Raw genomic sequence first — 14,640 nt, 5'->3', positions numbered from 1 at the left:
CCACTGACAGTCCGCGCCCCGCAGGGCGTCGCTGGGCGGGCTCCTTGCGCCGCAGCAGCACGTTCGCCCGGCAGGTGCTGCTGGTCCGGGTGGGCCGCCGCGACGGCGACCTGCGCGGCGCCACCGACCTGTCGCTGCCCGAGCACCGGTACGCCGACCGGCCGCGCCGCCGCTACGGTCTGAACCGGTTCGAGCGCGGCGACGTCGCGTCGATCGCCCCGGTCAGCCCCGCCCTCCCGCCGGCGGCCCCGGTCGACGAGCCGGCGATGGCGATCCCGCTGCTCCCCGGCGAGCGGACGGTCGCCCGCCGGATGAAGTTCGCGGTGGTCAACGCCTGCACGCTCAGCAGCCTGATGCTCGGCATGCTGGCGATCTTCCTCGCCATGCAGGGCGAGGTGCGGGTCGCCGCGCTGTGCCTGATCGCCTGCGTGGTGTTCGACGGCCTCGACGGCGCGCTCGCCCGCAAGTTCGGCGTGGCCAGCCCGTTCGGCGCGCAGATGGACTCGCTGGCCGACATGTGCTCGTTCGGCCTGGCCGCCCCCGTGGTGGTCTACGCCTCGCTGGCCGGGTCGGTGTCCACCGCGGCGGCGGCGGTGGCGTGCGCCCTCGTCGCGGCGTGCGCGGCCATCCGGCTCGCCCGGTTCAACGTCTCGCCGAAGGACGGCCGGTTCTTCTGCGGCGTGCCCACCACGATGGCGGCCGCCGTCCTCGCCCTCACCGTCGCCATCGGGCTGCCGGTGCCGGGCACGGTCCAGGTCGCCGGCGTGGCGCTGCTCGCCTTCGCCATGGTCTCCAGCTTCCCGTACGCGAAGCTGGCCCGCCTGGTCAAGCTGCCGCCGTGGGTGTGGCTGGCCCCGGTGATCGGCGCGCTGGTCGACATCCGGCTCACCTTCGCCCTGATCGTGGTCGGTTACCTGGTCAGCGGCCCGGTGCTCTGGCTCCGCCAGCGTCGCACCGCCTGACCCCACGTACGCCGAAAGGGGCGCCGCGATCCCGCGGCGCCCCTTTCGTGTCTGCCCGTGCCCGCCGGGGTCAGCGCCAGCGGGCGATGACGGTGGAGCCGCCGACCACCTTGTCGCCGGGCCCGACGAGCGGCTCGGCGGCGTCGGCCGGCAGGTAGACGTCGGTGCGCGAGCCGAACCGGATCAGCCCGAACCGCTCGCCCCTGGCCAGCAGCGCGCCGATCGGCGCCCGCTGCACGATCCGCCGGGCGATAAGGCCGGTGCGCTGCGCCACGACCACCGTGCCGTGCGCGGTGTCCAGCACCGTGTACGCGGCGACGTTGTGCTCCGCCGCCGGCTTCATCGCGTTGGCGAAGCCGCCGTCGGCGACGAAGTAGTCGACCACCTTGCCGGCGACCGGGGCGCGGTTGACGTGCACGTCCAGCACCGAGAGGAAGACCGCGACCCGCAGCCACTCGCCCTCGCCGAAGCGCTCGTCGTGCAGCCGCTGCACCGACAGCACCTGGCCGTCGGCCGCGGCGACCACCGCCGACGGGTCCTCCGGCACGTCGCGCTCCGGGTCCCGGAAGAAGGCGGCCACCGGCGCGGCGGCCAGGGCGGGGAGCAGCCAGAGCTTCGACTTCGGCCGGGCGAGCCGGGTCAGCGCGGCCAGGCCGAGCGTGATGCCGGCGGCGGCCACCCCGTTGGAGTCGATGTGCATGCCGCGGGTCAGCGGCACGCTCGACGGGCGGTGCGCCGGGGCGAGCGACGCCGCCGAGGCGGCATCGGCCGGGGTGAAGCGGAGCCGGTACACCCGCAGCGGCGGGTTGTTGCGCAGCACCAGGTCGGTGCCGACGCCGTACAGCGCGCCCTGCCGGTCCAGCTCCGCCGCCGCGCCCGCCGTGCGCCCCGGCGTGGCGGTCGTCGCCACGCTCAGCACCGCGCCGTCGGTGAGGTACTTCGTCAGGCCCTCGACGGCGCCGCGGGTCTCGTCGGCCGTGCCGGTGAACGGCTCCCCGGCGATGACCACCGCGGCGGGCTCGGCCTCGGTGAGCGTGTCGACCACGCGGACCCGGTCGGCGACCCAGCGACCCTGGGCGGTGACGTGCTGCCGCAGCGCCCCGGGGCTGGTCGACCCGGCGGGCACCAGCGTGAGGGTGTCGCCGGGCAGCAGCGCGTCGATCGCCGCGGCCAGCACCGCGGACTCCGGCGTCGCGCCGACCAGCAGGGCGGCCTTCGGGTCGTTCATCCGGGCCAGCTCGGCGACGAGGGTACGGGCGGCTCGCTCGCCGATGCGGACCGGACCGGAGCGGCCGGCGGGGCGCACGGCGGGGGACTGCGTCATGTCGGACGGGCTCCTGACGGGGTAGAGACGGGAATCGCGGCGGGACCGCCACGGCGGCGCGGTCCGGCCGGCTCGGCGGCCAGGTCGGCGCGGGCCGGCCGGCGGAGGCGAGATCTCCACCGGCCAGCATAGGCGGCTGCGGAGGCGGGCCGCACCGCTGTGGTCAGCCGCGCGGTTGCTCCTCGCCGGACGAGGCGCCGCCGATCGGGCCCGGCCGGTCGTCCTCGTCGGCGGGCCGGTCCTCGACCGCGTCGGCGCGGACGTCGGTGACCGCCTCGGTGGGCGACTCCTCGGCGTCGTCGCCGGTCCGTTGGACGGCCGTCGGTGCGCCCGACATCGGCACGGACACCTCCCACTCGGACGGCCCGCCCCATTCGGACCGCTGGCCCCAGTCGGACCGCCCGGTGCCCCATGCCGCCGGCTCGTCGGCCGGGGCCGGCCGGTCGAGGTCCCACCGGGTCGGGTCGACGTCGGCGGCGTGCCGGTCCGGCTCGTCACCGGCGGGTCCGGCGACCGGCTGGGCGGTGGTGGGCTCGACGCCGTCCGGGGTGGGGGCTGCCTCCTTGCCGGTCGCGGCGGAGCGCCCGGAGCGCAGCGCGCCCACCAGGCCCAGGAGCCCGATCACGATCAGCGCGCCGGCCAGGAACCAGCCGACGGGTGGCAGGGCGAGCCCGAGCAACTTGGCGAGCAGCCACCACGCGGCGAGCCCGACGAAGATCAGCCCGAAGGCGAACGACACGATGTCGGTGCGGTGGGCCTTCACCGGGTCACCTCCAGGTTGCCGGCGTTCACGTGGACGTAGAGGCGCAGTGTGCCGCCGCCGGCGCCGTCGGCGCCCAGGTCGGTCGTCTCCCGGAGCGGGCCGTCCAGCCCGCCGGAGCGCTTGCCGAAGACGACCGCGTCACCGGCGTTGACGTCGGTCACCGTGGTGACGTCGACGTTCGGCGGCACCACCACGGTGCACTCGCCGAAGTTGACGGAGACCGTGATCTCGGTGTTCTTCTTGTCGAAGTCGACCGCCCGCAGGTCGAGGGTCGCGTCGCCGAAGCTGTTCTCGTAGCGGACGGCGAGGTCGCGGTGGTCGGTGGGGGCCCAGGTCACGTTGCCGTCGACGCCCCGGACCCGGTCGTAGGACTCGGCCACGGTGGCCACCCCGAGGGCGGCGGCAGCCACCACGCCGAGCGCGATCAGCCACCGGGCCCGCCCGAACCAGGTGCCGACCAGCAGGCCGAGCCCGATGGTGGCCAGGGTGGCGGCGAAGTACGCCGACGCCCCGACGTCGAAGACGTCCAGCAGGTCGACGACGGCGACCACGCCGAGGGCGAGGAAGATCAGCGAGAAGGTCACCGCGCCGAGCGGGGAGCGCTCACGCGGGCGCTTCGGGGGCTTCGCCGGCCGCGGCGGCGGTGGCGGCAGCGGCGGGATGCCCGCCTGGCCGGCGTACGGGCCGTGCGGGGCGAACGGGGGCCGGTAGCCCGGCGGCAGGGGCGCGGGGCGGGGCGGTGCGCCCCCCGAGGTCGCGGCGGGCCAGCCGGACATGGGTGCGGCCGGCCAGCCGGCGGTCGGCGTACCCCCGGGGAAGGGGGCCGGCGCGGGCGGGGCGGTCGGCGCGGGCGGGGCGGCCGGCGGCCAGGCGGGCAGCTCGGCGGTCGGCTCGGCCGGCTGGCCGGTGACCGGGACGCCACCCGCGTGCGCGGCCGGGGCCGGGGTCCCGCCGGGGGGCACTGCGACGCTCGACGGGGCCTGGTACGCGGCCGGAGCGGGATAGCTGACCGGCGGCACCGGGCCGGGCGGGGCGGCCGGTGCGGGCGGGACCGTACCGGCCGGCGTGGCCCCGGTGCCCCGGTTGTCCCGGTTGAGCATCAGTGCCCCGCCGATCAGGATCGTGGCGCCGAGCAGCACCGCCCGGAACGCGTCGGTGACGATGTAGCCGAAGCTGATCGCGACCAGGATGCTGAGCACGATCACGGTGATCGGGGACATGCTGGACCGGCCCCGACCGAGCATCGACTCGACGGGGGAGGCGCTGTCCCCCTCGCCGGGGATGATCAGCCAGGCGGTGACGTAGACCAGAATGCCGATGCCGCCGAAGAAGCCGAGCACGGCGAGGAGCACCCGCCAGAGCACCGGGTCGGTGTTGGTGGCCCGGCCGATCGCCGCGCAGACGCCGGCCAGGTAGCGGCCGTCGCGGGGGCGGACCAGCCCGTACCGGGAGGTGAAGCCGGCGCCGCCGGACGGCGGCTGTGGCCCGGCGCCCGGATCCACGCCCGGCCCGGCGCCGGGCGGCGGTGTCCACCCGGCCGCGCCTGGCGCGGCCACCGGCGGCGGCGCCCCGGAGGCGGTGGACGCGGTCCCGTCGGCGGGCGTCGCGGCGGGCGGCGGTCCACCGGGCTGTGCCGCCCCGGGACGGGGGGACTGGGCAGCTTCCTCGGTCATGCCCTCGATCCTGCTGCCCCGACCGCCCGGACGACCTCAGGACCCGACCCTGACCCCACCCTGAGATCCCGGCGGCCGGAATGTCGGGGGCGTCCCCGTGGTCGGGTGGCGGCGCAGCGTGTGACGATCGAACCGGCGCCGGCAGCGGACGGTCGCCCGCCCCGTGCCCGTCGTGACCAGGGAGCCTCCGATCGACGCCGTGAAACAGCCACCTCGCCTCTACCGCGCCCCCGAGCACCGGATGGCCGCCGGGGTGGCCGCCGGCATCGCCGACCACCTCGGTATCTCGGTGCGCCGGGTGCGGGTCGCCTTCATGGTGCTGCTCGGGCTGAGTGGTCTCGGCCTGCTGCTCTACGCGGCCTTCTGGGCGGTCGTGCCGCTGCGGCCCGGCGACACCGCCGTACCGCCCCGTCGGGACGTCGCCCAGCTGCTGCCGTTCGTGGCGATCGGCCTCGGCGTGCTGCTGGTGCAGATGATCGTCTTCGACTCGGTCGGCGCGGCCGGCACCGCCGGCTGGCTCGTCGCGATCATCGCGGTCGGCGCCGGGGTGATCTGGCACCAGTCGGCCCCGGAGCGGCGGCGGCAGTGGGGCGACTCCATGCCGGTGCCCTGGCTCGGCGCGGTGGTGGAGGAGAGCGACCGGCGGGCCTTCGTGCTGCGGTTCATCGGCGGTGGGGTGCTGGTCGCGGTCGGCATCATCGGCGTCGCCGCGGTCTACTCCCCGGCGCAGAACTTCGACGCGGTGCTCAACGGCGTGATCTTCGCCCTGGTCGGGCTCGCCGGGGTCGGGGTGGTGGCCGCGCCGGTGCTGTGGCGGACGTTCAACCAGCTCCGCTTGGAGCGCGAGGGGCGCATCCGCGAACAGGAGCGGGCCGAGTTGGCCGCGATGGTGCACGACCAGGTGCTGCACACCCTGGCCCTGATCCAGCGCAACGCGGCCGACGTGAAGACGGTCCAGCGGCTCGCCCGGGGGCAGGAACGCTCGCTGCGCAACTGGCTCTACAAGCCCACCGGATCGCCGACCGAGCGCTTCGCCGCCGCGCTGGAGCAGGCCGCCGCCGAGGTCGAGGACACCTTCGCGATCACCGTCGAGGCGGTGGTGGTCGGCGACCGGGAGACCGACGAGCGGGTCGGCGCGCTGGTCGCGGCCGGGCGTGAGGCGTTGGTGAACGCCGCCCGGCACGCCGGGGTGCAGACGGTCTCGCTGTACGCCGAGGTCGAGCCGGACCAGGTCAGTGTCTTCGTCCGGGACCGGGGGAAGGGCTTCGACCCGGATACGGTGGAGGATCACCGGCACGGCGTCCGGGGCTCGATCATCGGGCGGATGAAGCGGCACGGCGGCCGGGCGGAGATCCGGTCCGGGCCGGGGGAGGGGACCGAGGTCCGGTTGATCCTGCCGATCTCCCGGGACTCGTCCACGGCGGAAAGGGACAAGTGATGACCGAGCAGTCGAAGGAACCGGTCGAGGGAGCGGGTGCCGGCGCGGAGCGGCTGCGGGTCTTCCTCGTCGACGACCACGCCATGTTCCGCGCGGGGGTACGCGCCGAGCTGGGTGCGCACGTCGAGGTGGTGGGGGAGGCGAGCACGGTCGGCGAGGCGGTCACCCGGATCGCCGCCACGCTGCCCGACGTGGTGCTGCTCGACGTGCACATGCCGGACGGCGGTGGCCGCGCGGTGCTGGAGGCGATGCGGCGTACCCATCCGCAGGTCAAGTTCCTGGCGTTGAGCGTCTCGGACGCGGCGGAGGACGTGATCGGGCTGATCCGGGCCGGCGCGCGGGGCTACGTCACCAAGACGATCTCCCCGGAGGAACTGGCCGCCGCGATCCGCCGGGTGGCCGACGGCGACGCCGTGTTCAGCCCCCGGCTGGCGGGGTTCGTGCTGGACGCGTTCGCGGCCCGTCCGGACGCGCCGGTGGCCGATCCGGAGCTGGACCAGCTCACCAACCGCGAGCGCGAGGTGCTGCGGCTGCTCGCCCGGGGGTACGCCTACAAGGAGATCGCCAAGGAGCTCTACATTTCGATCAAGACGGTCGAGACGCACGTGTCGAACGTGCTGCGCAAGCTCCAGATGTCCAACAGGTATGAATTGTCCCGCTGGGCGGCCGACCGCCGGCTCGTGTGATCCACATCTTTCCCCACCATTTCGGGCGGAAGCGATGAATCTGGCCTGCAGGGGCTGACAAACGATCAATTCCCGTCCCATAATGCCTCGTCGCGTTCTCGCGCGCGGGTGAGCGAACCCGCGGGAACGGCGGTTTCGCTCACCCGCCGTTCGGCGGGTCCCCCTGGGGAGGAGGTGCGCGAATCTCCGGCGGTCAGGTCACCCGGTACGCAGCACGGTGAACGCCTCGGCCAGCCGGCCGGCCGGCAGCCCGGCCTCGTCGGCCGCCGTGGTGAGCTGGTCCCGAACCCAGTTCTCCACGTCCATCCGCGCGGTCTGCGAGCGGTGCGCGCGCATCGCGGCGACCTTGCGCGCGTACTGCCCGGTGACGTCGACGGTGTGGTCCGGTGCCGGGCCGCCGGCGTACCAGATCTCCCGGACCACCCACGGCTGGAGCCCCTCGGCCAGCAGTTCGGGGTGGGCACACGGATTGCGCGCGTCCGGGTAGACCGCGCAGGTCGTGGCCTCGCCCACGGCGAGGTGGTCGGGGTGCCCTGGCCCGGCGAGGTGTTCCCATCGGCGCAGCGGCGAGCTGGTCAGCACCCGGTCGGACCGGTGCCGGCGGATCGCCGCGGTGACGTCCCGGCGCAGGTCGAGCGTCGGGGCGAGGGCGCCGTCGACGTACCCGTCGAGGAATTCCACCTGCCGTACGCCGACCGCGGCGGCCGCCGCCCGCTGCTCCTCCTCCCGCAGCCGGGTCACCGACCCGCGCGGGGTGCCGTCGCAGCCGCCCGCCTCGCCCCGGGTGACGATCAGGTAGGCGACGTCGATACCCTCCTCCACCCAGTTGGCCATTGTGCCCGCACAGCCGAAGTCGATATCGTCCGGATGGGCAAAAACTGCCAGCGCCCGGACGACGTCCGAAAGTGCGGGAGCGGACGCGGGGAAGCTCACAAGCGTTGAGCGTACGCCCGGGGTGTTGATCCCGCAGAACCGTGTCTTTCCTGCTCAGAGCAGTACGACCGGCACCGATCATGATCTTTTTTCAAGTATCGGCAACGTGGCGACCAACTAACGGCTTGATAACGGCACCTTCACGGAACAGGCCGGTAAGTGTCACAGTGGCAGCACCTCACCCCTCGAGCGAGGCACTCCGTACGGCCTGACGACCACGGCCGCCGTCTGTGAACGGTGCTCCGTGGTGGTCTCGCCTGCGCGGTGCCGAGCCCGGCGGGCGGGGTGGCCCGGCGAATCGGCACACCCCTTGTCCCGATCTCACTGCGGTGAAACCGGCGTCCCGCGCTGCGGGCCGGCGGACGTGTCACCCCCTTGCGTGCGTGAAACCCACGACGGAACCAGGTTAGAAAGAGGAGGCCCCTCGGAATGAGAGTCTCGAAGCGGGCAAGCAGCGCGGTCGCGCTGGGCGCGGCGTTCGCGCTCGTCGCGTCCGGTTGCTCGAGCAGCGACAGCGACGGCGGCGACGCCGGCGCCAGCGCCGACGGCGCGATCACCATCGAGGGCACCCAGCCGGAGAACGGCCTGGTCCCGTCGAACACCACCGAGACCGGTGGCGGCAAGATCATCGACTGGATGTGGACCGGTCTGGTCGAGTACCCGAACGACGGCAGCGCTCCGCGCAACGCTCTCGCCGAGTCGATCGAGACGACCGACTCCAAGGTCTACACCATCAAGATCAAGAAGGACACGAAGTTCCACGACGGCACCCCCGTCAAGGCCAAGAACTTCGTGGACGCCTGGAACTGGGGCGCCTACTCGCCGAACGGCGCGCAGAACGGCAGCTTCTTCGCCGACATCCAGGGCTTCGGGGACGTCAACACCGAGGACCCGGACGGCGCCGAGGGCCCGCAGAAGGCCCCCGAGCCCAAGGCCAAGGAGATGTCCGGCCTGAAGGTCGTCGACGACTGGACCTTCGAGGTCACCCTCGCCGCGCCGACCGCCGTGTTCCCGACCAAGCTCGGCTACAGCACCTTCATGCCGCTGCCGGACGCGTTCTTCACCCAGGGCGCCGAGGCGTTCGGCAAGAAGCCGATCGGTAACGGCCCGGTCAAGTTCGTGTCGTGGGAAGACGACGTCCAGATCAAGCTGACGCGCTTCGACGACTACACGCTGCGTGACAAGATGAAGATCAAGGACGTCACCCTCAAGATCTACCAGGACGACACGGCGGCCTACAACGACCTGCTCGCCGGCAACATCGACTTCATGCAGCAGGTTCCGGTCTCCTCGCTCGCGGGCGACAAGTGGAAGCAGGACCTGGGCGACCGGGCCGTCTCCTCCACCACGCCGTCGACCGGCATCATCGCCTTCCCGATCTACGACAAGCGCTTCCAGAACGCCAAGCTGCGCAGGGCGATCTCGATGTCGATCAACCGCCAGGAGATCAGCGACAAGATCTTCTTCGGCAACCGGAAGCCGGCCGACAGCTGGGCCAACCCGCTGACCCCGGGCGCCAAGCCGGGTAACTGCACCGCCTGCCAGTTCAACGTCGACGAGGCCAAGAAGCTCCTGGCCGAGGCCGGCGGCTTCACCGGCGAGCTGGTCATGTACTACAACGCCGACGCCAGCCACAAGGAGTGGATGGAGGCCGTCGCGCAGCAGGTCAAGACCAACCTGGGCCTCAACGCCCGCGCCGAGGGCATGCCGACCTTCGCGGTGTTCCGTCAGAACATCAACGCCCACAAGATGAAGGGCATGTACCGCGCCGGCTGGCAGCAGGACTACCCGGACGTGGAGAACTGGGTCAACCCGCTCTACGTGAAGGGTGGCTCCTCGAACGACGGTCTGTACAGCAACCCGCAGGTCGACGCCCTGGCCAAGGAGGCCAGCTCCGCGCCGAGCCTGGAGGCCGCGCACGACAAGTTCGCTCAGGCGGTCGCCCTGATCGACCAGGACGTTCCCACGATCCCGGTCTACTTCCAGGGCCAGCAGTCCGGCCACTCGGAGAAGGTCAAGAAGCTCGAGCTGACCAACGTCGGCGAGCTGGACCTCACCTCGGTCGAGCTCTGATCCGAACGGTCCTGACCCCGGGTCGGGCTCACCTACCGGTGGGCCCGACCCGGGCCGTTCCGTGAGGGAGTGTTACAACAGTCCCTCGCCACGCCCGTCATCCCCGTGTCGGCCGTCCGACGCGCCCCCTGTCTGGAGGACCACCCCATGGGCCGTTATCTGTTGAGACGGCTGCTCCAACTCATCCCGGTCTTCATCGGAACGACGTTCCTGATCTACTGGCTGGTCTGGTCGGTGCCCGGCGACCCGTTCGCCGGCAAGTGCGGCGACCGCGCCTGTCCGGACAGCTACGTCAACCTGATGACCGAGAAGTTCAAGCTGGATCAGTCCATCTGGGTGCAGTACGGCAACTACATGCAGAACCTGTTCCAGGGCGACTTCGGGACGAACTTCGCCGGCCGGGAAATCAGCGACATCATCGCCACGTCGTACCCGAACACCCTGAAGCTGGCACTGGTGGCCCTCGTTATCGAGGCGGTCATCGGCCTCACCGCGGGTGTGCTGACCGGCCTGCGCCGTAACGGCTTCCTGGACAACCTGGTCCTGGTCTCCACCCTCTTTTTGATCGCGCTGCCGATCTTCGTCATCGGCTTCGTGCTCCAGTGGGTGCTCGGCGTGCAGTGGGGCATCATCAAGCCCACCGTCTCCAGCGAGATGCGCCTCACGGAGTTGATCGTGCCCGGCTTCGTGCTGGGTAGCGCCTCGATGGCGTACATCGCCCGGGTCGCCCGGACGAGCATCGCGGAGAACCGGCGCGCCGACTACGTCCGCACCGCGATCGCCAAGGGCCTGCCGATGCGCCGGGTGGTCGGGGTGCACCTGCTGCGCAACTCCCTCATCCCGGTGGTCACGCTGCTCGGCACCGACCTCGGCGCCCTGATGGGCGGCGCGATCGTGACCGAGGGCATCTTCCAGATTAACGGAATCGGCCGCCAGGTCTTCCGCGCGATCACCACCAAGGAGAGCGCTACGGTCGTCTCCATCGTGGTGGTCCTGGTGCTGGTCTACCTGTTCATGAACCTCGTGGTGGACCTGCTCTACGCCGCCCTGGACCCGAGGATCCGCTATGAGTGAGCGCAGCGAACGAAACCTGGTCATAGCAGCGTTCCCGGGCACCCACGCCCGGGTCGAGCGGAGCGAGGTGCCGGCATGAGCGACCCCAGTGCCGCGTCGATCGTCAGTACGCCCCCGGCCACCGCGCCGACCGAGCTGGGCGCGCCCACCAACGCGGGCCAGCCGGAGAACGCCCGCAAGGAGAAGCCGCGCGGCCTCCTCGGCGACGCCTGGCTCATCCTGCGTCGCAAGCCGCTGTTCTGGATCTCCGCGTCGTTCATCGTCATCTTCCTCGTGATGACCGCCTTTCCGTCACTGTTCACCTCCGGCGACCCGGCGAACGGCAACCTGCAGAACAGCCTCGTCGGCCCGTCGTCGGAAGCCCCGTTCGGCTACGACTTCCAGGGGCGCGACGTCTACGCCCGGGTGATCTACGGCGCTCGTGCTTCCATCGTTGTCTCCGTGCTCTCCGTGGTCGGCGTGCTGCTGATCGGTGGCGCGATAGGCATCATCTCCGGCTACCGGGGCGGCTGGGTGGACGCTTTGCTCTCCCGGATCGCCGACGTCTTCTTCGGCCTGCCCTTCGTGCTGGGTGCCATCGTCATCCTGACCACCTTCAACGGGTCGGGCACGAGCAACAGCAAGGCCGAGATCATGGCCCTGGTGAGCATGTCCCTGGTCGTGCTGGGCTGGCCGGTCGTGATGCGGCTGATGCGCTCCTCGGTGCTGGCGACCAAGGAGGCCGACTACATCGTCGCGGCCCGGGCGTTGGGCGCCGGCACCGGCCGGATCATCCTCAAGCACCTGCTGCCGAACAGCCTCGCGCCGCTGCTGGTCTACGGGACGATCCTGGTCGGCTCGTTCATCGGCGCCGAGGCGACGCTGTCCTTCCTGGGCGTCGGCCTGAAGAGCCCGGTGGTCTCCTGGGGCATCATGATCAACGAGGCCCAGTCCCTGATCCGCGTCGCGCCGTACCTGCTCTTCTTCCCGGCCGCCTTCCTCGTCACCGCCGTGCTGAGCTTCGTGGTGCTCGGCGAGACGGTCCGCGAGGCCCTCGATCCGAAACTCCGCTAGGGGCGATTCAGTTGTCCGACATTCTCGTGTCCGAGCAGTCCGCAGCGGGTACCTCCGGTCGCCCCTCCGGCCGTCTGCTCGAGGTCGACGACCTCCGCGTGGAGTTCCGCACCCGGGACGGCGTCGCGAAGGTCATCAACGGGGTCACGTACCACGTCGACGCGGGGGAGACCCTCGCCGTGCTCGGCGAGTCCGGCTCCGGTAAGAGCGTCACCGCGCAGACCATCATGGGCATCCTGGACACGCCGCCCGGTTTCGTCACCGGCGGTCAGGTCCGCTTCCACGGCAAGGACATGCTGAAGATGTCCTTCGAGGAGCGGCGCCGCATCCGCGGTGAGGGCATCGCCATGATCTTCCAGGACGCGCTCTCCGCGCTCAACCCGGTTTTCACCGTCGGCTTCCAGATCGCCGAGCAGTTCCGGGTGCGGCGCGGCATGAGCCGCGCCGACGCCAAGAAGCGCGCGATCGAGATGCTCGACCAGGTCAAGATCCCGAACGCCAAGGGCCGGTTCAACAACTACCCGCACCAGTTCTCCGGTGGTATGCGGCAGCGCGCCATGATCGCGATGTCGCTGGCACTGGACCCGGAGGTGCTGATCGCGGACGAGCCGACCACCGCGCTGGACGTGACGGTGCAGGCCCAGATCATGGACCTGCTCGCCGAGCTCCAGCGGGAGCGGCAGATGGGCATGATCCTGATCACCCACGACCTCGGCGTGGTCGCCGACGTCGCGGACCGGATCGCGGTCATGTACGCGGGTCGCATCGTCGAGGAAGCCAACGTCTACGACCTGTACGCCAAGCCGGCGCACCCGTACACCATCGGCCTGATCAACTCGATTCCCCGGTTGGACGAGAAGGGGCAGCAGCTCCGGACCATCAAGGGCCTCCCGCCGAACCTGATGAACATCCCGCCGGGCTGCCCGTTCAACCCGCGCTGCCCCATGGCGCAGCCGGTCTGCCGGGAGAAGGTCCCGCCGCTGCTGCAGGTGGGTGCCGGCCGGGCCAGCGCCTGCCACTTCGCCGAGGAGCTGGTGAACCGTGACTGAGAACATCCTCGAGGTCCGTGACCTGGTCAAGCACTACCCGGTGACCCGGGGTGTGGTCTTCAAGAAGACCATCGGCCAGGTCAAGGCGGTGGACGGGGTCTCCTTCGACCTCAAGGCCGGCGAGACCCTGGGTGTGGTCGGCGAGTCCGGCTGCGGCAAGTCGACCCTGGCCCGGGTGCTGATGAACCTGGAGCGGCCGACCTCCGGCAGCGTGCTCTACAAGGGCCAGGACATCTCCAAGTTCTCCGGTGGGGCGCTGCGGCGGCTGCGCCGGCAGATCCAGCTGGTGATGCAGGACCCGTACACCTCGCTGAACCCGCGGATGACGGTCGGCGACCTCATCGGCGAGCCGTTCGAGATCCACCCGGAGGTGGCGCCGAAGGGCAGCCGCCGGGGCAAGGTGAAGGAACTGCTCGACCTGGTGGGTCTGAACCCGGAGCACATCAACCGGTACCCGCACCAGTTCTCCGGCGGTCAGCGGCAGCGCATCGGCATCGCCCGGGCGCTCGCCCTGCGGCCCGAGATCATCGTCTGCGACGAGCCGGTGTCGGCGCTGGACGTGTCGATCCAGGCCCAGGTGATGAACCTGCTGGAGCAGCTCCAGGGCGAGTTCGGCCTGTCGTACGTGTTCATCGCGCACGACCTGTCGGTGGTCCGGCACCTGTCGGACCGGGTGGCGGTGATGTACCTCGGCAAGATCGCGGAGATCGGCACCGAGGACGAGATCTACGAGCGGCCGACCCACCCGTACACCCAGGCGCTGCTGTCGGCGGTGCCGGTGCCGGACCCGACCGTCCGCGAGAACAAGGCGATCATCCGCCTCACCGGTGACGTGCCGTCGCCAATCAGCCCGCCCTCGGGCTGCCGGTTCCGGACCCGCTGCTGGAAGGCGCAGGACGTCTGCGCCGAGCAGGTCCCGCTGCTGGAGATCCGGCCGGGCTCGGACCACCTGAGCGCCTGCCACTTCGCCGAGAAGCGGGAGATCGTGCAGACGCACGAGGTGTGACACCCACGGAACCGCCTGCCGACGTCACCGCGACGACGGCAGGCGGTTCCGTCGTTTCCGGGCGGGCGCGGCGGCCGGCGGCCAGGCCGCGGCCCCCACCGCGCCGCACGGTCCGCCCGCCCGCCGCGCCGGCCCGTACGCCTCACAGGGGGCCGCGGCCGGCGCGGAGCAGCAGCAGCGCGAGCTGCGTGCCGTCGGCGCCGAGGGCGACCCGGAAACGCTCCAGGATCTCCCGTTCCCGGGAGAGCACGAGCCGGGTGCCGCCGGAGGCCATCCGGGTCGCCCCGACCTCCTGGGAGAGGCGGGCCCGCTCCTGCCACAGCTCGATGAGCGCCCGGTCGATCTCGTCGATCCGTTCCCGGATCTCCACGATCCGGGCGGCCGCGCCCGGCTCCGCGGTGCCGGTGCGCGCCTCCGGCTTCGCGTCGTCGGCGCCGCCCGGCGCGTCGACCTGGCCGGATGCCCCCGGGTCGGGCCGGCCCGCCCCGGGCCGCGTCAGGCTGCCGTTGGACTCCACCACGTCTGTCATCATCGGGTACCCCTCGCCGTCAGGTGCCCGGTGCCCGGATCCCGGGACGGAGAAAGCCCCGGGCTCCAGGAGCCCGG

The 14,640-nt window shown here is 71.8% G+C and carries 12 protein-coding genes and 1 pseudogene; 8 read left to right on the top strand and 5 right to left on the bottom strand.

Translation table 11 applies throughout. The annotated features are described in order from the left end of the window. Nucleotides 1–44 precede the first annotated feature (44 nt). A complete protein-coding gene (locus tag ACGF5C_RS03200; protein ID WP_393261504.1) occupies nucleotides 45–962 on the top strand; it encodes a CDP-alcohol phosphatidyltransferase family protein in 918 nt (305 codons plus the stop codon). 70 nt (nucleotides 963–1,032) lie between these two features. On the opposite strand, the gene ACGF5C_RS03195 is transcribed toward ACGF5C_RS03200, so the two are convergent. The 3 genes and pseudogenes from ACGF5C_RS03195 to ACGF5C_RS03185 all read right to left on the bottom strand — a co-directional run bounded on the left by ACGF5C_RS03195 (nucleotide 1,033) and on the right by ACGF5C_RS03185 (nucleotide 4,722). Continuing rightward, nucleotides 1,033–2,286 (bottom strand): phosphatidylserine decarboxylase, encoded by a 1,254-nt coding sequence (locus ACGF5C_RS03195; protein WP_393296238.1) that lies wholly within the window; start codon nucleotides 2,284–2,286, stop codon nucleotides 1,033–1,035. Nucleotides 2,287–2,776: 490 nt separating this feature from the next. Continuing rightward, nucleotides 2,777–3,049: pseudogene (locus ACGF5C_RS03190) on the bottom strand (hypothetical protein); the annotation flags it as partial. Beyond that, a complete protein-coding gene (locus ACGF5C_RS03185; protein WP_393296236.1) occupies nucleotides 3,046–4,722 on the bottom strand; it encodes a PspC domain-containing protein in 1,677 nt (558 codons plus the stop codon). The gene ACGF5C_RS03185 and the pseudogene ACGF5C_RS03190, both read right to left, overlap by 4 nt. A gap of 172 nt (nucleotides 4,723–4,894) precedes the next feature. On the opposite strand from ACGF5C_RS03185, the gene ACGF5C_RS03180 reads away from it, so the two are divergent. Both ACGF5C_RS03180 and ACGF5C_RS03175 read left to right on the top strand, forming a co-directional pair. Further along, nucleotides 4,895–6,160, top strand: a complete 1,266-nt coding sequence (locus ACGF5C_RS03180; protein ID WP_393296234.1) for a PspC domain-containing protein — start codon at nucleotides 4,895–4,897, stop codon at nucleotides 6,158–6,160. After that, on the top strand, nucleotides 6,160–6,846 hold the full coding sequence (locus tag ACGF5C_RS03175; protein ID WP_393296232.1) for a response regulator: 687 nt from the start codon (nucleotides 6,160–6,162) through the stop codon (nucleotides 6,844–6,846). Before ACGF5C_RS03180 ends, ACGF5C_RS03175 begins: the two co-directional genes overlap by 1 nt. Nucleotides 6,847–7,044: 198 nt before the next feature. On the opposite strand, the gene ACGF5C_RS03170 is transcribed toward ACGF5C_RS03175, so the two are convergent. Continuing rightward, the gene (locus ACGF5C_RS03170; RefSeq protein WP_393296230.1) at nucleotides 7,045–7,779 is read right to left on the bottom strand and encodes a PIG-L deacetylase family protein; all 735 of its coding nucleotides are present in this window, start codon (nucleotides 7,777–7,779) and stop codon (nucleotides 7,045–7,047) included. Nucleotides 7,780–8,208: 429 nt separating this feature from the next. Between ACGF5C_RS03170 and ACGF5C_RS03165 the strand changes: the two genes are divergently transcribed. From ACGF5C_RS03165 to ACGF5C_RS03145, 5 genes are all read left to right on the top strand, one after another. Continuing rightward, the gene (locus tag ACGF5C_RS03165) at nucleotides 8,209–9,852 is read left to right on the top strand and encodes an ABC transporter substrate-binding protein (RefSeq protein ID WP_393296228.1); all 1,644 of its coding nucleotides are present in this window, start codon (nucleotides 8,209–8,211) and stop codon (nucleotides 9,850–9,852) included. Nucleotides 9,853–9,999: 147 nt separating this feature from the next. Further along, nucleotides 10,000–10,926: an ABC transporter permease gene (locus tag ACGF5C_RS03160; RefSeq protein ID WP_393296226.1), complete on the top strand. Its 927-nt coding sequence runs from the start codon at nucleotides 10,000–10,002 to the stop codon at nucleotides 10,924–10,926. 75 nt (nucleotides 10,927–11,001) lie between these two features. Further along, nucleotides 11,002–11,979, top strand: a complete 978-nt coding sequence (locus tag ACGF5C_RS03155) for an ABC transporter permease (protein ID WP_393296224.1) — start codon at nucleotides 11,002–11,004, stop codon at nucleotides 11,977–11,979. Between the two features lie 26 nt (nucleotides 11,980–12,005). Further along, nucleotides 12,006–13,028 (top strand): ABC transporter ATP-binding protein, encoded by a 1,023-nt coding sequence (locus tag ACGF5C_RS03150; RefSeq protein WP_393296487.1) that lies wholly within the window; start codon nucleotides 12,006–12,008, stop codon nucleotides 13,026–13,028. Continuing rightward, complete coding sequence (locus ACGF5C_RS03145; protein ID WP_393296222.1) at nucleotides 13,021–14,034, top strand: ABC transporter ATP-binding protein; 1,014 nt, start codon at nucleotides 13,021–13,023, stop codon at nucleotides 14,032–14,034. Before ACGF5C_RS03150 ends, ACGF5C_RS03145 begins: the two co-directional genes overlap by 8 nt. 142 nt (nucleotides 14,035–14,176) lie before the next feature. Here ACGF5C_RS03145 and ACGF5C_RS03140 read toward each other — a convergent pair whose 3' ends face one another. Then, nucleotides 14,177–14,566: a chorismate mutase gene (locus tag ACGF5C_RS03140; RefSeq protein WP_350704000.1), complete on the bottom strand. Its 390-nt coding sequence runs from the start codon at nucleotides 14,564–14,566 to the stop codon at nucleotides 14,177–14,179. Nucleotides 14,567–14,640 lie beyond the last annotated feature (74 nt).

The organism is Micromonospora sp. NPDC047620 (assembly GCF_043205005.1).
In the GTDB taxonomy this organism is placed as follows: domain Bacteria; phylum Actinomycetota; class Actinomycetes; order Mycobacteriales; family Micromonosporaceae; genus Micromonospora.
Note: the sequence above shows the minus strand (reverse complement) of the source record. Positions and strands in the feature narration are given on the sequence as shown.